Raw genomic sequence first — 19,646 nt, forward strand, 5'->3', positions numbered from 1 at the left:
TTGAATGCATTCAGGATTGAGCGCGCCGAAACTGATTTTAGCATTGCTTCCTCCGTCACCAATGGTTGCTATCCACATCAAATTGGACATGGCACAGTTTTCCGTCAAGTGAACTCTGCCGTCTCAATTCGGTTGCCCCAAACGCACCTTCCTATTCGCTTCCATATCTCCCGTATCATCTGGCTTCAGCCATTCCTACTGCCGCCCCTTCGCCAGCCGCGCCGAGGCATCCTGCGCCTCGATGAACACATGCGTCACTTCCGGCACGGCGGCACGGATCTGTTCCTCGATCCGCGAGACCGTCTGCTCCACCTGCCCGGCGCTCAACCCGTTATCGAAATCCAGGCTCAGCGCCACCAGTACGTCCGACGGGCCGAAATGCATCGAGCGCATTTCGTTCAGCCCCAGCACGCCGGGTTCACGCAGGGCCAGCCCCCGAACCCTGGCCTGCGATTCCACCGCCATGCCCTCGCCGGTCAGCAGGGACTGGGTCTCCCGCGCCAGGAAGGCGGCGGTCACGGTCAGGATCACACCGATCAGGATCGAGGCCACGCCATCGAGCATCGGCAGATCCAGCGTTTCCGCCAGGATATTGCCCAGCAGCGCCACCCCAAGGCCACACAGCGCCGCCGTATCCTCGAACAGCACCGTAAACACGGTCGGGTCCTTGCTGTGGCGCACGGCCTCCAGCCAGCCCCGCCGCCCCTTGCCGTTGCGGCGGAACGCCCGCAGCGCCGTCAGCCACACCGAGCCCTCGAACAGGATGGCCAGCGCCAGCACCACATAATTGACGACGACATGATCCACCGGCTGCGGATGGCGGATACGACTGACCCCCTCGATCACCGAGACTCCGGCCCCGAGCCCGAAGATCAGCAGCGCCACGACGAAGGTCCAGAAATACAGTTCCAGCCCGTAGCCGAACGGATGCAGGGCGGTGGCCGGCCGCGCGGCGCGGCGCAGACCCACCAGCAGCAGCATCTGGTTGCCGGTATCGATCAGCGAATGGATCGCCTCGCTCAGCATCGCGGCGCTGCCGGTCATGAAAGCGGCGACGAATTTGACGACCGCGACCAGCAGGTTACCCCCCAGGGCCGCATAGATGACGAAACGGGACGACGAGGGGGCCATTGATCACTCCGGACAACGGCCTCCTATAGACCGGATTCCGCCCGCGTCGAAGCGATCCGAAACGAAAACCAGCCCCCTCGCGCGGGCGGCAGTTGCGGGCGGATCGGCCAGCATCTTATAAAGAGCCGCTGACGATCCCCCTCGCGGATCGGACCAATGGATCGGCCGCCCGGCCGCATCCGCCTTCGCACGGAGTGTCAGGTGCGCACCACTGTCGTCCAGATGGCCCCCGGCTCATCGCTGCCGGACAATATCGCCCAGGCAAGCGACCTGATCGCGGCCGCCGTCGCCGCCGACCGGCCCGACCTGGTGGTGCTGCCCGAAATCTGGAGCTGCCTGGGTGGCACGGCAGAGGTGAAGTTCGCCAATGCCGAGGAACTGCCCAACCCCGGCGCCACGACGGGCGCCGGCCCCCTCTACCGCTTTCTGTCCGAAACCGCGCGCACGCATGGCATCACGCTGCATGGCGGCTCGATCGGCCAGCGCCACGGCGACAGGCTGCTGAACACCAGCCTGGTCTTCGGCCCCGACGGGGTGGAGCGGGCGCGCTACAGCAAGATCCACCTGTTCGACATCACCACCCCCGGCGGCGAAGGCTACCGCGAGAGCGATACCTACGCGCCGGGCAGCGAGATCGTGACCGTCCCGGTCGGCGCGTTCACCGCCGGGCTGGCCATCTGCTACGACCTGCGCTTCGCCGAACTGTTCCTGGCCCTGCGCCGACGCGGCGCGAACGTGATCGTGCTGCCCGCGGCCTTCACCGCCGAAACCGGCGAGGCCCATTGGGCCACGCTCCTGCGCGCCCGCGCGATCGAGACCCAATGCTGGGTCGTGGCCTGCGGCACCACCGGCACCCATATCGACGCGGGCGGCCATGCCCGCCGCACCTATGGCCACTCCATGATCATCGACCCATGGGGCACGATCGTCGCCCAGGCCTCGAACGGCACCGGCTGGGCCACGGCGACCCTGAGCCTCGATAAGGTCGAACATGTCCGCGCCGGCATGCCCGTCCTCGCCCATCGTCGCCTGAATACGTGACGGCGCCACACCCGGCCATGACCGCGCGATGACCGAAGTTCACCCCCCCGCCTGGCCCCACAGTGGCGCCCCGCGTCGCCTGAGCTTCATCTCGGCACCCAACGAGCAGGCGCGCCGGACGCACGACGAACTGGTCGCGCGCTACGGACAGTACGCACCACACGACGCCGATGCCGTCATCTGCCTGGGCGGCGACGGCTTCATGCTGGAAACCCTGCACAGCAGGCTGGGCGAACCGATCCCGGTCTACGGAATCAATTGCGGATCGGTCGGGTTCCTGATGAACCCGTCCCTGCCCGACGACCTGCCGGCGCATCTGGCCCAAACACAGGCCGCGACGCTGCACCCATTGCGCATGTGCTCGATCGACCGGGCCGGCGTTGAGACAAAAGCCCTGGCCCTGAATGACGTGTTCCTGTTCCGCCAGACGCGTCAGGCCGCGAAGATCGAAATCGCGGTCGATGGCCGGGTCCGCATGCCCGAACTGATCTGCGACGGCGTGCTGGTCTCCACGCCCGCCGGGTCCACCGCGTATAATCTGTCCGCCCACGGCCCGATCGTCCCGCTCTCGGCCAACCTCCTGCCCCTGACCCCGATCAGCGCCTTCCGCCCCCGGCGCTGGCGCGGCGCGCTGCTGCCCTCCACCGCACGGGTAACGCTGACGATCCTGGAAAGCGAGAAACGCCCCGTCGCGGCTGTCGCCGACTTCACCGAAGTCCGCGACGTGGTGCGGGTCGAAATCGAGGAAGACCGCACGCTGCACGTCACGCTGCTGTTCGACGCGGGCCAGAGCCTGTCCGAACGGATTCTGGCGGAACAGTTCACGGTCTGACCCACAGTCCGGGGCAAACGCGCCCCTTGGAATGCGCACCAAGGCACGCCCTCGTCGCAAACCGTCCATAAATCAGACGAAGATCAAGTGTTGCTTCACAAAATGTAGTTGAGATTAATTATCATATGCATAATAGTGCGCCTCCTGAAACGGAGAGCGCAAGTGTCAGCCGAAACGCGACATTCCAGACCTATTTCCCTTGCCGTCGGTTTACTTCTGGCAACCACACCGGCCCTGGCGGCGGAAAGCAGCCCGCCCGTGCCGACCAGACAGGCGCCGGACGGAAACACACACGCCACTGGAGCGAAAACGACCGATACGAAATCCAGCCCGACAGAGGCCGAACAGATCGTCGTCAGCGCACGCCGCGCCGCGACCGTGGCCGCCTCGGCCACCAAGAGCGACACCCCGCTGATCGACACCGCCCAATCCGTCACCGTCGTCACCCGCAACGAAATGGACGTGCGCGGCGTGCTGAACCTCAACCAGGCCGTTCGGTACGCGGCGGGCATCACCCCGGACCTGCGCGGCGGCGTGGGCACGCGCTACGATCAATTCCTGCTGCGCGGGTTCATGGTCCCGACCTTCCTCGACGGGCTGAAGCTGCAAGGCAGCCCGACGGGTTACGCCGTCGCGCAGACCGACACCTCACGCCTCGACCGTCTTGAAATTCTCAAAGGCCCGGCGTCGGCTCTTTATGGTCAGTCCAGCCCAGGCGGACTGGTCGCGCTCTCCAGCAAGCTGCCCACCACCCTGCGCTCCTATGGCGGCGTGGCCGCGACGGGCGGCATGTTCGATCTTTATCGCGTGGATGCCGATGTCGGCGGCTACGCGACGGATGACGGCTTCGTCCGCTACCGGCTCTACGGCACCGTCAACGGCCAGCATACCCAGCTTGCCAGAACGGGCAGCCGGCGATTCTCGATCAGCCCCTCCTTCACCTTCGGCGGCGACGGGCCGACGACGCTGACGCTCCTGGGCAATTATCAGTACGACCCCGAGAACGGCACCTATGGCGGCGTCCCGCTGGTCGGCTCGCTCAAACGCGCATCGTTCGGCTACCTGCCACGCGATTTCTATGACGGCGACACGTCGTACGAGAAGTTCAACCGTCGCCAGGGCGCGATCACCTACATCTTCAACCACCAGTTCAACACGGACTGGAGCTTCACGTCCCGTGGCCGCTACGACGATATCATGACCGAATATCGCAGCGTGTACGACATGGGATATTACGACAACGAAGCCAAAGGTCTCCTGAGCCGCTCCGCGATCGCCACGAAGGAGCACGCGCACAACCTGGCCTTCGACAGCCAGTTCAAGGGCCACGTCCGGACCGGTCCCCTGCACCATACGATGATGTTCGGTTTCGACTACATGCAGCAGAGCGCCACGGAAATCGGACAATATGGCGCCGCCCCCAGCCTCGACGTCTTCCACCCCGACTACCACATGGTCATTCCCACCCCCGGCCCGTGGGTGAACTACCTGACGGATTCCCACCAGGCCGGCGCCTACGGTCAGGACGAAATCCACTGGGACCGCCTGATCCTGACCGGCAGCCTGCGTCACGACTGGTATCGTTCGAAGCAGACGGACAGGCAGTGGGGCAGCGGCACGACGCGGCAGAGCCCCGGCCAGATCACCTGGCGTGCCTCCGGCCTGTATCATTTCGATTTCGGCCTGGCGCCGTACATCAGCTATTCGACATCCTTCCAGCCGCAATCGGGGCTGGTCTCCGCCGATGGCGGGCGGACGCTCCACCAGGCCAGCCCATCGGTCGGCAAGCAGCTTGAAGGCGGCCTGAAATACCAGCTTCCCGGCACCTCGCTCCTGCTGACCGCCGCCGGCTTCCATATCGAACAGACGAACGTCCTCGTTTCCGTCGCCAACGCCGGCTATTCGGTCCAGAGCGGCCTGGTGCATTCCGACGGCTTCGAGTTCGAAGCCCACGCCGAAGCCTTCAGGAACCTGATGATCGACGCGGCCGTCAGCGTCCAGAAGGTCCATGACGACTCGACCGGCAAGCCGCTGATGCAGTCGGGCAAGGGCAATGCCTCACTGTTCGCCTTCTACACGATGCCCTCCGGCCCGGTGAAAGGTCTCGGCTTCGGTGGCGGACTGCGCTACACGGCCAAATCCTATGGCGGCGACACCAGTAACGGCAGCGTCTGGGTGCCGCAATACGCCGTTTTCGACGGGTCGCTGCGCTACGATCTGTCGAATGCCTCCCGTTCGCTTCGTGGCTGGACGGTATCGGCCAGTGTCCGCAACCTCTTCGACAAGAAGTTTGTCGCCAACTGTATGGCCTATGCATCCTATGGGCAGGCATTCTGTTACTACGGCGAACGCCGCAACGCCCAGGCCACCATTGGCTACACCTGGTAATGCCCGCCAGGCCGCCATGCGCATGGGCATGATCCTGCGCGTGGCGGTGGCCATCGTCGGCGGCTACGCCGTCGCGGCCCTGGCAGGGATCGCCCTCTCCCGGTGCCTGCCCTGGTCGCGCGCCGAAAACGTGACGGCCGGCATGCTGGCGGGGCTCCTGCTCTGGCCCGCCATGGTCATGACGGGCTTCGCGCTGCGCACGCTGCTGCATGTCTGCGCGGCCATCACCGGCATTGCCGCGTTGCTGGCCGCCCTGGCGCTGCTGGGCGGGTGGCGGCCATGAAGCCCACTTTCCGCACCGCGATGACGTGGCTGCACGACTGGACCGGCATCGTCACCGGCTGGGTTCTGCTGGCGATCGTACTGTCCGGCACGCTCAGCGTCTTCCGTCCCGAAATCACCGTCTGGATGCACCCCGAACTGGCCGGGCGCACCGCCGATCCGGTACAGGCCAGCGTCGCCGCCATCGACTGGCTGCACACCCACGCCCCCCATTCGCCCGCCTGGTACCTGACGGCGGCCGGCCCGCGCGCCCCCTTCACCTGGGCGGTATGGCAGCAGAGCGACGGACAGTTCGTCCAGCGCGCGCTGGACCCGTCATCAGGCGCCCCGGATACGATCCGCGACACGCTGGGCGGCGAGTTCTTCTACCGCTTTCACTTCGAACTCCAGCTTCCCTACCCGTTCGGCCGGCTGCTGGCCGCCATCGCCGCCCTGGCGCTGGTGCTGGCCCTGGTCACCGGCATCGTCGCCCATCGGCGCTTCTTCACCGATTTCTTCACGTTCCGCCCCCGCAAGGGGCAGAGAAGCTGGCTGGACGCCCATAACCTGCTGGGCGTGACCGTCCTGCCCTTCCACCTGATCATCGCGTTTTCAGGCGCCGTCACCCTGGCCACCCTGCTGCTGCCCTGGGGCATCCTCGCCGCCTATCCCGGCGCGCCGGCCCGGTTCGAGGACGATCTCTCCCCGGCGATGTCGGCGCGACCGGCCGTCGGCACCCCCGGCACGCTGGCTCCGGTCGAACCGATCCTGCGCGACGCCGCCCGGCATTTCGGCCCCGACGGAATCGCCCAGATCTATGTCTACAATCCCGCCGACGCCGCCGCGACCATCATCGCCATCGGCGGCAACGGCACGCATGTCGGCTTCAACACCCATGTGCTGCGCTTCGACGGCACGACCGGGCGCCTGCTGGCCGATTATCGCGAGCACAGGCCGCTGATCTCGGCTTCCGCCGCGCTCTACGGGCTGCATGTCGCCCGGTTCGCGCCGCTGCCCACGCGCTGGCTCTATTTCATCTGCGGCCTGCTGCTGGCGGCCGTCATCGCCAGCGGCCTGCGCCTGCGCACCCTGCGCCGCCGCCGGCAGGGCAAGTCCACCGAAGCCGTCGAGCGGCTGAACGCAGGCATGATCGCCGGCACGCCCATCGCCTTCGCGGGCTATTTCCTGGCCAACCGCCTGCTGCCCGCCGCCCTGCCCGACCGTGCCGGGCACGAGGTCCAGGCCGTGTTCATCGTCTGGGGCCTGATGCTGGTGCTGGCCATCGCCCTCCCGTCCGCGCGAAGCTGGCGGGTCCTGTCCGGCCTGGCCATCCCGGCGCTGGCGGGCGTCGCCGCCTTCAGCGCCCCGTGGCTGACCGGCGTGGAGCAGGGCACGGCCGCCGTCGCCATCCTGCTGGCGGCCGGCTTCGCCTACGCCCTCAGTCGCCGGCCCCCTCCCTCCAGTCGGGCGAACTGACATGCCCATGGTTTCGATCCTGTGCGAACTGGCCGGGGCGCTGCTGCTGGCGGCCGGCAACGAACGGGGCAGCCGCGCATTGCTGCGGCGCCCCGTCCCCCCGGCCCCGCGCCGCCTGGCGCGCCTCACCGGCTTCGCCCTGCTGGGCACGGCCCTGTGGGGGCTGATCCGCGACGAAGGCAACCTGCTGTTCGCCCTGACCACATGGACCCTGTCCTGCGGATGGGCACTCCTCGCCGCCGCCCTGGCCTGCACGCTGCGGGACAGCGCCCCCGCCCGGCCCCATGCACCCGGACGGACGCGCGCCCGTCAGAACGCGACCGACACCGTGCCGTAGAAGCTCCGTGGCGTGGTCGGATAGGCCGTATAGCTGGTCGCATCACCCGGCGAGAGGCTCGACCAGGTGCGGGCATCGGTCAAATTGTAGATATTGAACTGAAATGTCAGCGCATTGACGCGCGGGATATTGCGAAACGTGTATTTCGTATTGAACCCCATGGTGAACCGGGCAGGCGCATAAAGCTGGTCGGTATAGGTACCATAGCGGATATCCATCCACTCGCCGTTCAGCTCGGCCTGGAACCCGCCATATCTGTAGCGCAGCACGAACTTGTCCGACCATTCGGGAATCCCCGCGACCTTATCCCCCCTGATCCGATAAAGAGTCGCACCGCTTATAAAATTATCATTGTAAACACTACGGATATACGAAACTGCATCATAGAGCCAGAAATGCTCACCAAGACGCACGGTCAACGCCATATCCACCCCGTCGGTCGTGACACCGCCCAGATTGGCGACCGTGCTGCCCACACCCGAGATCCCGGCATAGGGCGGGGTAATCCGCCCGATCCGGTCGGCGAAATCGACATGATAATACGCAATCTGTCCTGAAATCGCCTTCAGGAGTCCGGCATCGAGCGGCCGCACCGTACGCAGACCCACTTCATAGGTCCACGACGTTTCAGGATGCCCCTCCCTGCGGAACGCCTCGAACTCCTGCTGGGAACTCACGCCCCATGGCGACGCCCCGCCATATCCGTCTTCGGCGTAGGAATTCAGGTTCCTCTGGATATTGAAGAACATTTCCTCATATCTGGTAAAATCCCACACCGCGCCGACCGCCGGCAGAAACGGCTTGAACGAGGACAGCGTACCCCCGGCAACGGTATTCGTCTCCGAATCCAGCCCCCCGGCCCCGGCGGTCGCGGAAGACTGCGCCTGCGGCAGCGACGCAACGGGCAGCGTGCCGTTCGTATTCACATGCTCCAGTTTCATGCCGACCATGAGCCGCAGATTCGGCAGAACATGATACGTATCCTGCATGTGGTAGACGAACGTATCGGTATGGAAGACGTTGACGAACTGCGTAATCAGCGGATGTTTCGGCATGTCATAAGGCGAGAGCGTATCGGCCGCACCGAGCGGATACCAGAACCGCCCCTGCGCATTGTCATTGCGTTCGTACCAGATGCCGGCCTCGACATCATGCCGGCCCGCCCGGTAGTGGACGGTACTGGTGATCCCACCGCGATTGTCGTTGTACTCGGTCGTGCGCACGGCAAAGCCGGTGCCGCCCGTCCGGTTCCAGACCACCGGATCAATACCGTTATTCGCGTAAGTAAACTGGCCGTTCCGGATATAGTGCGAAGCCGTCGGGTCCAGATACGCCCCCAGGATGGTCAGGATGGCGGCACTGCGGATAGACGTGGCGACAAGCCCGGCCCCCCGGTCGTGATGATAGTAAAGCGTATGATCCCAACTGACCTGATCCGAAAATTTATGTGAAATATTCACGTAAGCCAGATAATCCGTACGCTGCGCGGCCGAGAAATAATATTGATTGTTCGGCGCCGAAGGGCTGGCGGCCGTTGACGACCAGGCAGGATAGTTCGCCATCGCGGCCCCCAGATCCGGATAGAACGCGCCGCGCGTGTAGGACTTCGCCGGATTGTCCAGCCAGTCGTTCGTGTTGATACTGAGCCCCTGCGTATTCGGTTCCACCTTGTCCTGCCAGTCGAAATAGGCCGTCACGCGGGTCTTCTCGCCCTCATGGACGAATTTTCCGTTGACCTGGTATCCGCCCTGCCGGTTGGCCGCCCCCAGGTTCCAGGGTTGCGCATCCTGCCGCGCAAAGGCGACATAGGCGGCATTGCCCTTGCCGAAGCGGCCAGTATCCACCCGCGCGAAAGTGCGGAAGGTGGCAAAACTGCCGAATGTCTGCGTCAGGGTCGCACCGGCCCGCCGGGCGGGGTCGGATGTCTGAAAGGCGATGGTCCCGCCCAGATTACTGGTGGACGCCGTGCCGAGCGCACCCGCGCCGGACGACAGCGACACGCTGGCGATATCCTCGCTGATCGCCGCGCGCTGCGAGGACAGGCCATTGTAATTGCCATAGGCCCCGGCCCCCAGAGGCACACCATCGAGCGTGTAGCCCAGTTGGGTCGTGGAAAACCCATGGACGTACATGCTCGCATTCTGCTCGTTATTCCCCCACGGATCGACATCGGTGAAGATCACGCCGGGCAGGATGCTCAGGGCCTGCATGGGATTCTGTCCCGGCATCAGGTCCTGGATCTGTTCGCCGCCGACACGCATCACCGCGCGCGTCATCCGCTGCCCGGTCGCCACGATATCTTCCCGCACCGCCCTGGCATGGCGCGCCGGCCCCGAGGGCGCGCGCGCGGCCGCGCCCCTTTCGATCATCAGCCCACCGGCGGGCGTCGCACGGAGGGTCAGGCCGCTACCGGCCAGCAGCCGGCGTGCCGCATCCTGTAGCGTGTACTCCCCCTTCAGCGCGGGTGCCTGACGCCGGCCGACCACATCGGGCGCGAACATGACGTTCTGCCCGGCCTCGCGGCCAAGTTCCGTCAGGGCCTGGCCCAGGGGCTGACGCGCCATATCCACATGCAGCAGGCCCGACGGTGCGGCCACCGCATCAGGCCCACCCGCCAGAAGGGCGGACATCGTGGCAAAAAGAAGAAAGAGGCGCGCGCGGATAACGCCGTCTGCCATTGTTCCGGTCTGCCCCTCGTCACCCGGCCACCAGCGCGGCCCCGCAGCACAGACAATCCCGATGCCGAAAACTTTCAACGCCGCGAAAGGCTCTTCATAAAATCTTAACGAAACATCACCCCGCCCCGCTCACACCGGAACCAGCCGGTAGCCGGACGGATCGGCAACGACGCCCAGCGGCAGCAGGTGCGACAGAATTTCGAGAAAATCCTGTTCTTTCCCGAAATTATAGATACCGCTCAACCGCATGCCGGCCAGACGGGGCGTGGAGACGACGATCTTGCGCGTCGTATATCGGTTGACCTCGGCCACGATGTCGGCAAGCCGTCCGTTGCGAAACACCAGGTTGCCCCGCCGCCAGGCCAGAAGCTCGTCCAGATCCGGCCGATCGTGCTCCACCCGTCCGCCCGCGAAAACCCGCAGGCGCTCGCCCTGCCCCAGCCACGTCGCCCGCCCGGTCTGCGGCGCCTGCACCATGACCCTGCCGCTGACGGCGGTCACACCGGTCGACGCCGCGTCTTCGCGCACATCGGCTTCGGCGCGGGAAAAGAACCGCAGCACCAGCGGCCCGGCGCGGAAGGCGAACGGGTAGGCGGCCCGCCAGTCCACGAAAACCTGCCCGCCATCCAGCAGGCCCAGCCGCCGTGCGGGAATCAGCGTCACACGGCTGTCGGTATCCAGCCGGCACACCGCCCCGCCGTCGATCGCGAAACCGCGTGTCTCGCCCACCTGCGTCCGCAGGATGCGCCGCGCGTTCGCCGCGGGCGCCAGCGGCACGACCAGTCCCGCCACGCCACACACCGCGACCGCCATCGCCTGGCGCCGCGACAGGGCCGGCATGGGCAGGCGCCGTGCCACCACCACGGGCGGAACGGGCAAGGTGACGCCCGCGCCCATATCCCACAGATCGGTCAGACATTCGAAGGTCTGCGCATGGGCCGCATCGGCATGGAGCCAGTGCAGGAAACGCGCGCGATCGTCATCGGTGCAATCATCGGCATGGAGACGGGCAATCCAGAGCGCAGCATCGTCCCGAATGCGCCCGGCTTCAGAGCCGTCTTTCAATGCTCCATCCAAGATTGCAGAAAAATCAAAGCCTTGGCCATTTCCTTCTCGACCGTGCTTTCGGAAACGCCCAGCACGGCAGCAATCCGCCTGTATGGCATCTTTTCCACGCGATTCAGCACGAAAACCTGCCGCATCCGTTCGGGCAACTGCGCGCACCCTTCCTGGAAGCGGGCCATGCGCTCCCGCGCCGCGACAATCTGGTCCTGCAAGGGCGTGACATCGCCGGCCTGCCCGTCCAGGGCGGTCCAGTCCATCGGCTCCACCGGCGCCCCCTGCTCCCGCCGACGTGCGTTATGCGACAGGTTGACGGCGCTGCGCACGATATACGCCTCGGGATGCTGGACGCTGCCTTGGGGCCGCTCGATATAATTCAGCAGCGCGGTCTGAAGATGATCATCCGCATCGTCGCGTCGCGTGGCCGCCCGCACCCGCCGGGAGAGGCTCTGCCATGTTTCCTGACACAGGGACCAGTATTCCACCATCGACGCCGCGATTCTCACCTTGGAAAATTCGGGCATAAGTAATCACGGGGCGGGCGTCGCAATGTGAAGTTTTGATGAAACACCGCCCCCGCCGCCACTGTCGGCGCTCATGCCGCCCGGACGAAAGAAAGGACGAAAGAGAGAACGCATCTCGATGCTCGTCGCACCGCAGGCCGCCATGAATTCCACGTCGTGCGACGAGAACAGGACCATCTTCTCCTCTCCCGCGCGACGCAGCAGATCCGCCAGATAATCGCGCGCCTCCGGGTCCAGCCCGTTCGACGGCTCGTCCAGCAGCAGCACGGGCGGGCTGCCGATCCAGGCGGCGCACAGCAGCATCTTCCTGCGCGTCCCCAGCGACATGGCATCGAAGCGCGTCCGCAGATGCCGCTCCAGACCGAACCCGTCGAGCATGGCACGCAGCCCGGCCCCGACCGCCACCCGCCGGGCGGCGGCAACGAAGCGCAGCAGGTCCTCCCCCGTCATGAACGGATAGACCGGGCTTTCATCCGGCACATATCCCAGCCGCCGCCTGGCCACCTCCGGCGCCTGCGTCAGGTCGATCCCGTCGATCACGACCCGCCCCGCCTCAAGGGGCTGCGCACCGGCCAGCAGACGCAGCAGCGTCGATTTGCCGATCCCGTTCTCCCCCCGCAGGGCGTGCACCCCCGGCCCGAGATCCAGCGCGATCCCGTCGAAGACCGTCCGCCCGCGCACGGCGACCCGAAGCCCCGAGCAGGCCAGATGCCCCCCGCCCATCATCGTGACACCGCCGCCATCGCGGCGCCCGACCAGCCGGCGGCCAGCAGCAGGCTGAGGACCAACCGATGGCGCCCGCCATGCAGCACCGGCCAGCGCAGCAGCACCAGCAGCGCCTGCCCCGCCATCGCCAGCCCGGCCAGAACCGCCAGCAGGCTCCCGCCCTGCCGCCCCTGCGGCCGAAGCAGGACCGCCAGCGGCACCAGATTGACCAGCATCAGGAACCCGGTATCGCGCAGCGGCCAGTAACGCGGGGGCAGAGGCAAGCTCGCCAGATACCCCGCCGCCGCCCGATGCGCCTCGGACAGGGTGCGGTAGAGGCCCGCCAGCAACAGGCCGATCACCGCCACGGCCACGATCAGGGTCGGCACGGCGCGGCTGTCGAAGTCGAACAGCGCCACCAGCCGCGCCACGCCGAAGGCCAGCGCAACCGCCGCCCCGATCCGCAAGACGGACAGGACCGGCCGATCCGCCAGAATCCCCCACTGCACCCGCACGGCCGGCGCCACGATCCCGGCACGATCGCGCACCACCACCCGCCCGGCCCGCAGGCGGCGCCATCGTCCACCAGCCTCCGCCAGACGCTCGCCAAAGCCCGCCACGGCCACTGCGCCGGCCAGCGCCGCGCCAGCCAGGCCCCAGCGCCCCGGCGCCGATGGGGCATCCAGCCCGGCGGCAAGAAGCAGGTCACCAACGCCAACCCCACCGAGCACGACCAGCCGCCGGCTGAGGGCGGCATACTGGGCCACCCCCGCAAGACCCAGCACCACCAGAAAACAGCCAGCCAGATACATCCCCTCTGCCTGCGAGGCGATCCGCGCGGCGGCCAGTCCGGCCGCCAGCAGCAGGGGACCATTCGCCACCACCAGCATCGTGGCACCGACCCCGAGCCGGACATGGCGAGGCACCGGCAGGGTGGCCACATACCCCATGAACGCCCCGCCCAGCAGCGCCCGCCGCTGCGGCAGGACCCACAGCACGGCCACCAGGTCGATCACCACCGCCAGCAAGGCATGTCCCGCCATTCCCGGACCGGGCGCGACCGCCAGCCCCAGCAGTTCGGCAAATCTGAGAAACGGTGCGACGATCGGCGCCCCGGGTACCAGCAGCGTGGCCAGCAGCGCCCATTGCCAGTACCGGGCCAGCAGGTCGCGTCCCCCCCGCGCGTACCAGTGCAGACGCAATCGTGCCAGACGACCATACATTCCGCTCTCCCCGATCCCCTCAGCCCGCCGGCCGGCATGGCACAATTGACCCACAATACCCGGCTTTCGCCATCATGCGCGTTCATGAAACGATGCGGGCGCAGACTGACAAAGCGAAAACTGTCGCCGGCTTCCAGCAGCATGTCCCGATCTTCGACGGTCAGCATGATCCGGCCCGCCAGCACCAGCCCCGAAACACCCCCGGACCGATCACCGGCCTGCTCGAGAAACTGGAACGCCTTAAAGCGCGGGCTCTGCCCGCACCCGCAAGGGGCCAGTCGGCCCCTTGACCCCCATACAAACGGTTTCCAAAGGCGACGCCTTTGGCGGGGTGCGGGGCAGAGCCCCGCGTTTACGTCACTTGTTTTCAGGCAGCGCGTAGACCACCAGCGCATCGCTCACCGGCGTCATCATGAAATGATGCCCGCCCGCCATGATGGCGACATACTGCCTGCCTTTATGCTCATACGTCATCGGCGTCGCCTGCCCACCGCCCGGCAGCACGTCGTTCCACAGTTCCTTGCCGGTCTTGGCATCGAACGCATGCAGCATGTTGTCGGTCGTCGCGGCGACGAACACCACGCCGCCGGCCGTCACCACCGGCCCGCCATTGTTGGGCGTCCCGATCGTCAGCGGCAGGTAGGTCGGTATCCCCCACGGACCATTCGCCCGCGCGCTGCCCAGCGGATGCTGCCACAGCACCTTGCGGGTATGCATGTCGATCGCCGTGATCATGCCGTAAGGCGGCTTGTTGCACATCATGTGCGTGTACTGGTTCCAGAACGGCGACACCACGATGCCATAGGGCGTATCGGCCATGGCCCCATTGCCTTCCGCCCCACCGCCACCGGGCTTGAAGTTCGGATCGTCGAGCGGCATCAGCCCCAGTTCGTCGGCCTTCTTGCGGGTCACGAGCTGGTCGTACATCGGCGTCACGTTCCAGTTGGCGATCAGCACGCCCGTCCTGGGGTCGTACGCCATGCTGCCCCAGTCGCTGCCGCCGTTATAACCGGGATATTCGATCCACGGCTTGCCCACGCTGGGGGCCGTAAATTCGCCCTCATATTTGGCCCGGCGGAATTTCAGACGGCAGAAAAGCTGGTCAATGGGCGACATGCCCCACATGTCGCTTTCCTTCAGGTCCGGCAGGCCCAGACGCGGCATGCCCACCGACCAGGGCTGCGTGGGCGAACGCGGATCGCCCTCCACATCGGTGTCGGTCGGCGCCGGGCGTTCCTCGACCGGCAGCAGCGGCTTGCCGTCACGGCGATCGAGCACGAAGGTCTGGCCGCGCTTCGTCGGCACCACCAGCGCCGGCACCGGCCCATCCTGGCCGGGGAAGTCGATCATGGTGGGCTGGGACCCGATGTCGTAATCCCACACGTCCTTATGGACGGTCTGGAACACCCAGCGCGGCGAACCGGTCTTCACATCCAGCGCCACGATCGCCGACGATACCTTGTTCTCCTCCGGCGACCGCATGGCGGAGTAATAATCGGCCGCCGAATTGCCGGTCGGCACATAGACCAGCCCGAGTGCGTCGTCCCCCGTCATGGTCGCCCAGGAATTGGGTGTGCCCCGGCTGTAATGCTGGCCCTCGGCGGGCTCGCCATGCGCGTCCGGACGGTTGACATCCCACGCCCACAGAAACTTGCCCGTCTCGGCATCATAGCCACGGATCACGCCCGAGGGCGCCCAGCGACGCTGCCCATCCAGCACTTCATGATTCACCACGATCGCACCATTCACGATCGGCGGCGGCGCGGTCATGGACACGAAGCCGGGCACCGACTCCCCCATGCCCTTCATCAGATTGACCTGCCCGTGATAGCCGAAGCCTTCACACAGTTTGCCCGTATCGGCATCCACCTCGATCAGCCGCATATCCAGCGTGCCTTCGAGAATCCGGTTATGGCACGGCTCCCCCTCCGGCACGGTCGAGGAGGTATAGTACACTACCCCCTTGCACGCCGCCGTATAGGGAATGCTGGCATATTTCACCCCGGCCTCGTGCCGCCAGATCTCCTTGCCGGTCGCCGGATCCAGCTTCATGATGTCGTTCATGGCCGAACACATATACAGCCCGTCCCCCACCTTGATGGGCGTGGTCTCGGCGGCCCATTTGTTCACCTGCCCCGGCGCCGGCTTGCTGCCGGTGTGGTAGACGAACGCGCGCGTCAACTGCCCCACATTCGCGGGCGTGATCTGCTCCAGCGGCGAAAAGCGCGTGGCATCGGTATCCCGCCCATAGGCCGGCCAGTCCCCATGCGCCGGATGGCTGCCGATCTGCTCGACGGCCGGCGTCACCTCACTCGGCTCCGCGGGCGGCCCATCGGGAATATTCGCGGCATTCACCCCTGGCGCCTGCGGCGCGAAAGGCGACGGACCGGCGAATTTGTTACCGGTCTTCCCCGGTGCATCCGCCTCTCCCGGTCCGGGCGGTGCCGGCTGATAGGCGCTCTGGGCGCGTGCCGGCGCAATGCCCGCCAAGGAGGAAAAAAGCAGCAGGCCGCACAGCGAAGTCGCGGCGGAAAGATCTGTCCTGGACATCACGCAATCCCCTTCCGCACCAACGATGTTTTCTGCACACGGCGCAGAACGGGAATGGTCAGCACCACCAGCACGGCAATCAGCGTCGGTCCCAGCAGGCGCGGCAGCAATCCCCAGCCATCGAACCCGACTTCCCACAACGCCCACGGCCAGGTCAGCAGCCACGCCAGCAGATACAGCAGCGCCCCGGAAACCGACCCCATCAGCATGAGAACGCCGCCGGCAATAATCGCGGCACCCGCCAGAACGTAGTAAAACGAGCCCCCGAGCAGGGCCAGTTCAGCCCCCATGATCAACAGGGGAAGCCCAAGAAGAACGAGCAGCACCGCAACCGCGCACGTCGCCCATTCAGCGGCCCTTCGGGGCCTGTATAAACCTGTCATTCGACAATGCTCCACACAAAACAGAACCCGAACGTTTCAGGAGCTGTCGGGTTCATTGACAAAAGATACGAATATAACTGGACAGTTCAAAATAAAGTGCGAGCATGGAAATCCCGTGCGCAACCTTGACCGTCTTCGTTCTTTTTTGAAAAAAAGAACCAAAAAACTTTGATTCGTTCAGGAATTTTGTGCTGGGGACACGCGATGACCCCGAACGATTAAAAGTCTTTTTGCTTCTTTTTCTTCAGAAAAAGAAGAGATACCCCCGACCCGCCCGGCCGATCAGGTCCCCGGATAGGCCGAGAGTTCCGCCGCTTCCTTCATCGCCTGCTGCGTCAGCCTCTGCTCGTTCTTCCGGAGGAAGAGCCCCGAACCAACCAGGCCAATCAGCGTCACGATGCCAATGGCAATGCCCGTCGGCCCGGAAACCTGCGAAATCTTGCGGCCGAGCATGTAGGTGCCCAGCGCATAGCCCCCCGCCCAGCATGTACCCCCCAGCGTATTGAAGAGCATGAAGCGGCGCCAGCGCATGTTGCAGGCCCCGGCCAGCAGCGCCACGAACACGCGCAGAAGCGAGACGAAACGGCCCAGAAAGACGATGGCGCTGCCATGACGGCTGAACAGATAGCGCCCGAGAATCAGCCGCTCGCGGGTCAGGCCGATGCGCGCACCATGTTTTTCCAGCAGCGGCATGCCGAAATGCCGCCCGATCATGTAGCCGAAATTATCACCGATGACGGCCCCGGCGATCGCCGCCAGCGCCACCCCCTGGATGGCCAGATGATGCGTCTTGAGGCAGTAAAGCGACGCCGTAATGATGCAGGTCTCGGCCGGAATGGGAACGCCCATGCTCTCCAGCAGAACGGCCAGGGTCACGATGCCGTAACCATAATGATGCAGCAGGCTATCCAGATGCTGAAGCAGGGGAGGCTTTCCTTGCGCTGATCGACCACCCGCTTGATGGCGGCAAAATACCCAGAAGGGGAAGAGGGAATAGCGCATGACAGCCCTTCCCCATCAACCGAAAGAATCCGACACGCCGAAAAATGGCGCAAACGCCACGACAACCGCCCCACGGTCGAAAACGGACAAATCGGCCGAAAATGCGTTCCGGCGGCGAGCCGACAGCCGCCGCCAGCCACATCACCCGGCGTTGCCGAAAATATCCTGAAGCGCACGTTTCATGACGGCCGCATCAACCGTTTTCCCCAGCCATAATTCAACGCAGATCACCCCCTGATTGACGAGCATACCCAGGCCATCCAGCGGCGTACAGCCCCGCGCCTGCGCCTCGCGCAGAAGGCGCGTCCTGGGCGGATTGGGAATCACGTCGGCAACCACCTGCCCTTTCTTCAGGCTATCCAGCGCGATCGCCGGCATCGCCTCCCCGTCGCCCAACCCCACAGGCGTGGCATTGATGACGATGTCGATGCCGTCGGAAACCGTCACCGCACCGTCCCACGCCACGGCCGATGCGTCGCTCCCGGTATTGTCGCGCACCAGCGCCGCGATGGTTTGGGCCTGCGCGACATTGCGATTGACGATCGTGATATGCGCGGCACCGGCCAACCCCAGTTCCACGGCAATCGCGCGGGCGGCACCCCCCGCCCCCAGCAGCAGGATCGCCTTGCCGCGCGGGTCGGTCACCTCCTTCAGCGAGGCCAGGAAGCCCTTCCCATCCGTATTATCACCGGTCAGCAGGCCATCGCGGATCGTCACGCAATTGACCGCGCCGATAATCTTCGCGGCGTCTGACAGCGCGTCCAGATGCTCGATCACCACGACCTTGTGCGGCAGAGAGCAATTGAACCCGACCCATTCCATCGCCTTGGCGCCCCGCACGGCATCGCCCAGATTGTCCGGCGTCACATCGCAATTAATGTAGCGGGCGTCGATGGCATGGTGCCGGTACGCCGCCTCGATCATGGCGACCGTCGGATTGTCGGCACACGGCGTGGAGAAAGATCCCGTCAGAATACTCAGGAAGTTCTTGTCACTCATTCGGCGCTCCGAAAACTGAGGGGTACAGTCAATCAGGTTTCCCAGCTATGCATAGCCGGGGTCCGAATGTCCAAGATCGAGACATGACACAAAATTTAAAGCTGCGGCCGCCCCCGTTACGCGTTATCAATTGTACGTCAATCACGTTTTACACGATCCCGATCCCCATGGTCGCGCGTAAGAACCTGGAATGCTACGGACAACGGGAAAATATGATGCAGGCGGGAGCGAAGATGCGACAGAATGGCAAGACATCCGGCGCGGCACTCGCCCTCTGCACGGTCCTGGCGCTGGCACCATGGCACGCCCGCGCGGCGGACAGCGTGGATCATGGCGCCGCCCCTTCGGGCAACGTGACCATCGCGGCGCGCTTTGCCGACATGCAGCCCTCCGGCATCGTCGTCCTGCCCGATGGCAGCGTGATCCTCGGCTTTCCCCGCAGCGCGCAGGACCATTCCGGCCCCAGGCTCGCACGCCTGACGCCCCACGCGGACGGCCGCCCCGACCTGACTCCCTACCCCGATGCCGCCACCCAGGCCCGGCTGATCTCCCCGCTGGGCATGACGCTGGACACACGCGGACGGATCTGGATCGTCGACGAGGGCACGGTCGCCGGCTCCTCCGCCTCCCCCAAACCGGCCCTCGTCATGATCGACCCCACACCGGGCGGCGAGGGGGTCAGAATCCTGCCGCTGCACGCCCCCGCGATCCGTCCGGACAGCCACGTCAACGACGTGCGGATCGACCTCACGCACGGCCGCGCGGGCCTCGCCTTCATCACCGATACCTCCATGGCCGACCATCCGGCGATCGTCGTCGTCGATCTGGCCAGCGGGACCGCCCGGCGCATCCTCGATGCCGACATCTCCACCCGTGCGACACCGGGCTTCGCGATGGAGGTCGACGGCCAGATGCACCGCTTCGACCTGGTCCACCCCGCCATGGGCCAGGGCGGCGCCGACGGCATCGCCATCAGCCCCGACAGCAGCGTCCTCTACTGGCAGCCCCTCTCCAGCCGCCGGCTCTACAGCGCCCCCACCGCCCTTCTCGGCGA

The 19,646-nt window shown here is 65.6% G+C and carries 18 protein-coding genes; 8 read left to right on the forward strand and 10 right to left on the reverse strand.

The genetic code is table 11. The features are described from left to right. Window positions 1-195: 195 nt before the first annotated feature. Window positions 196-1,131, reverse strand: a complete 936-nt coding sequence (locus tag ABF821_RS09090; protein ID WP_182975340.1) for a cation diffusion facilitator family transporter — start codon at window positions 1,129-1,131, stop codon at window positions 196-198. 201 nt (window positions 1,132-1,332) lie between these two features. On the opposite strand from ABF821_RS09090, the gene ABF821_RS09095 reads away from it, so the two are divergent. From ABF821_RS09095 to ABF821_RS09120, 6 genes are all read left to right on the forward strand, one after another. Further along, a complete protein-coding gene (locus ABF821_RS09095) occupies window positions 1,333-2,172 on the forward strand; it encodes a carbon-nitrogen hydrolase family protein (RefSeq protein WP_415529772.1) in 840 nt (279 codons plus the stop codon). 28 nt (window positions 2,173-2,200) lie between these two features. Continuing rightward, the gene (locus tag ABF821_RS09100; protein ID WP_415529773.1) at window positions 2,201-3,004 is read left to right on the forward strand and encodes an NAD kinase; all 804 of its coding nucleotides are present in this window, start codon (window positions 2,201-2,203) and stop codon (window positions 3,002-3,004) included. Between the two features lie 258 nt (window positions 3,005-3,262). Then, window positions 3,263-5,392: a TonB-dependent siderophore receptor gene (locus ABF821_RS09105; protein ID WP_415529774.1), complete on the forward strand. Its 2,130-nt coding sequence runs from the start codon at window positions 3,263-3,265 to the stop codon at window positions 5,390-5,392. Beyond that, window positions 5,376-5,675, forward strand: a complete 300-nt coding sequence (locus ABF821_RS09110; RefSeq protein ID WP_182975337.1) for a hypothetical protein — start codon at window positions 5,376-5,378, stop codon at window positions 5,673-5,675. Before ABF821_RS09105 ends, ABF821_RS09110 begins: the two co-directional genes overlap by 17 nt. Further along, window positions 5,672-7,129 carry a PepSY-associated TM helix domain-containing protein gene (locus ABF821_RS09115; protein ID WP_415529775.1) on the forward strand — a complete coding sequence of 486 codons (1,458 nt, stop codon included), beginning with the start codon at window positions 5,672-5,674 and terminating at the stop codon, window positions 7,127-7,129. The genes ABF821_RS09110 and ABF821_RS09115 overlap by 4 nt, the downstream gene beginning before the upstream one ends. A gap of 1 nt (window position 7,130) precedes the next feature. Then, on the forward strand, window positions 7,131-7,466 hold the full coding sequence (locus ABF821_RS09120; RefSeq protein ID WP_415529776.1) for a hypothetical protein: 336 nt from the start codon (window positions 7,131-7,133) through the stop codon (window positions 7,464-7,466). Here ABF821_RS09120 and ABF821_RS09125 read toward each other — a convergent pair. The 5 genes from ABF821_RS09125 to ABF821_RS09145 form a co-directional block, all read right to left on the reverse strand. Next, window positions 7,439-10,222: a TonB-dependent receptor plug domain-containing protein gene (locus ABF821_RS09125; protein ID WP_415529777.1), complete on the reverse strand. Its 2,784-nt coding sequence runs from the start codon at window positions 10,220-10,222 to the stop codon at window positions 7,439-7,441. The two genes, ABF821_RS09120 and ABF821_RS09125, sit on opposite strands and share 28 nt — an antisense overlap. Window positions 10,223-10,273: 51 nt before the next feature. Beyond that, on the reverse strand, window positions 10,274-11,209 hold the full coding sequence (locus tag ABF821_RS09130; RefSeq protein WP_415529778.1) for a FecR family protein: 936 nt from the start codon (window positions 11,207-11,209) through the stop codon (window positions 10,274-10,276). Continuing rightward, window positions 11,206-11,730 carry an RNA polymerase sigma factor gene (locus ABF821_RS09135; RefSeq protein WP_415529779.1) on the reverse strand — a complete coding sequence of 175 codons (525 nt, stop codon included), beginning with the start codon at window positions 11,728-11,730 and terminating at the stop codon, window positions 11,206-11,208. The genes ABF821_RS09130 and ABF821_RS09135 overlap by 4 nt, the downstream gene beginning before the upstream one ends. A 6-nt stretch (window positions 11,731-11,736) precedes the next feature. Next, entirely contained in the window at window positions 11,737-12,456 is a 720-nt protein-coding gene (locus ABF821_RS09140; RefSeq protein WP_415529780.1) for an ABC transporter ATP-binding protein, read from the reverse strand. 991 nt (window positions 12,457-13,447) lie between these two features. Next, window positions 13,448-13,825 (reverse strand): cupin domain-containing protein, encoded by a 378-nt coding sequence (locus tag ABF821_RS09145; RefSeq protein WP_415529781.1) that lies wholly within the window; start codon window positions 13,823-13,825, stop codon window positions 13,448-13,450. Between ABF821_RS09145 and ABF821_RS09150 the strand changes: the two genes are divergently transcribed. Then, a complete protein-coding gene (locus tag ABF821_RS09150; RefSeq protein ID WP_415529789.1) occupies window positions 13,733-13,948 on the forward strand; it encodes a hypothetical protein in 216 nt (71 codons plus the stop codon). The genes ABF821_RS09145 and ABF821_RS09150 overlap by 93 nt on opposite strands. A 67-nt stretch (window positions 13,949-14,015) precedes the next feature. Here the strand turns inward: ABF821_RS09150 and ABF821_RS09155 are convergent, their stop codons facing one another. The 4 genes from ABF821_RS09155 to aroE all read right to left on the reverse strand — a co-directional run bounded on the left by ABF821_RS09155 (window position 14,016) and on the right by aroE (window position 18,592). Further along, the gene (locus tag ABF821_RS09155) at window positions 14,016-16,208 is read right to left on the reverse strand and encodes a pyrroloquinoline quinone-dependent dehydrogenase (RefSeq protein ID WP_415529782.1); all 2,193 of its coding nucleotides are present in this window, start codon (window positions 16,206-16,208) and stop codon (window positions 14,016-14,018) included. Further along, window positions 16,208-16,591 carry a glycerol dehydrogenase gene (locus tag ABF821_RS09160; RefSeq protein WP_415529783.1) on the reverse strand — a complete coding sequence of 128 codons (384 nt, stop codon included), beginning with the start codon at window positions 16,589-16,591 and terminating at the stop codon, window positions 16,208-16,210. Before ABF821_RS09160 ends, ABF821_RS09155 begins: the two co-directional genes overlap by 1 nt. A 282-nt stretch (window positions 16,592-16,873) precedes the next feature. Next, complete coding sequence (locus ABF821_RS09165) at window positions 16,874-17,593, reverse strand: DedA family protein (RefSeq protein ID WP_415529784.1); 720 nt, start codon at window positions 17,591-17,593, stop codon at window positions 16,874-16,876. A 141-nt stretch (window positions 17,594-17,734) separates the two neighbouring features. After that, complete coding sequence (aroE, locus tag ABF821_RS09170; RefSeq protein ID WP_415529785.1) at window positions 17,735-18,592, reverse strand: shikimate dehydrogenase; 858 nt, start codon at window positions 18,590-18,592, stop codon at window positions 17,735-17,737. Between the two features lie 233 nt (window positions 18,593-18,825). Here aroE and ABF821_RS09175 point away from each other — a divergent pair. Then, the coding region (locus ABF821_RS09175) for an L-dopachrome tautomerase-related protein (protein ID WP_415529786.1) at window positions 18,826-19,646 on the forward strand (821 nt) is incomplete at its 3' end.

Origin of the sequence: Gluconacetobacter sp. (assembly GCF_047721585.1) — a bacterium.
GTDB classification, from domain to species: Bacteria; Pseudomonadota; Alphaproteobacteria; order Acetobacterales; family Acetobacteraceae; genus Gluconacetobacter; species Gluconacetobacter dulcium.

What these genes read in the sequence shown, in the direction of transcription:
- ABF821_RS09140 (WP_415529780.1), bottom strand. Translation starts at nt 12,456, where the DNA reads ATGATGGGCGGGGGGCATCTGGCCTGCTCGGGGCTTCGGGTCGCCGTG.
- aroE (WP_415529785.1), bottom strand. Translation starts at nt 18,592, where the DNA reads ATGAGTGACAAGAACTTCCTGAGTATTCTGACGGGATCTTTCTCCACG.
- ABF821_RS09135 (WP_415529779.1), bottom strand. Translation starts at nt 11,730, where the DNA reads ATGCCCGAATTTTCCAAGGTGAGAATCGCGGCGTCGATGGTGGAATAC.
- ABF821_RS09090 (WP_182975340.1), bottom strand. Translation starts at nt 1,131, where the DNA reads ATGGCCCCCTCGTCGTCCCGTTTCGTCATCTATGCGGCCCTGGGGGGT.
- ABF821_RS09165 (WP_415529784.1), bottom strand. Translation starts at nt 17,593, where the DNA reads ATGCGCTATTCCCTCTTCCCCTTCTGGGTATTTTGCCGCCATCAAGCG.
- ABF821_RS09115 (WP_415529775.1), top strand. Translation starts at nt 5,672, where the DNA reads ATGAAGCCCACTTTCCGCACCGCGATGACGTGGCTGCACGACTGGACC.
- ABF821_RS09150 (WP_415529789.1), top strand. Translation starts at nt 13,733, where the DNA reads ATGCGCGTTCATGAAACGATGCGGGCGCAGACTGACAAAGCGAAAACT.
- ABF821_RS09100 (WP_415529773.1), top strand. Translation starts at nt 2,201, where the DNA reads ATGACCGAAGTTCACCCCCCCGCCTGGCCCCACAGTGGCGCCCCGCGT.
- ABF821_RS09145 (WP_415529781.1), bottom strand. Translation starts at nt 13,825, where the DNA reads ATGCTGACCGTCGAAGATCGGGACATGCTGCTGGAAGCCGGCGACAGT.
- ABF821_RS09160 (WP_415529783.1), bottom strand. Translation starts at nt 16,591, where the DNA reads ATGACAGGTTTATACAGGCCCCGAAGGGCCGCTGAATGGGCGACGTGC.
- ABF821_RS09120 (WP_415529776.1), top strand. Translation starts at nt 7,131, where the DNA reads ATGCCCATGGTTTCGATCCTGTGCGAACTGGCCGGGGCGCTGCTGCTG.
- ABF821_RS09155 (WP_415529782.1), bottom strand. Translation starts at nt 16,208, where the DNA reads ATGTCCAGGACAGATCTTTCCGCCGCGACTTCGCTGTGCGGCCTGCTG.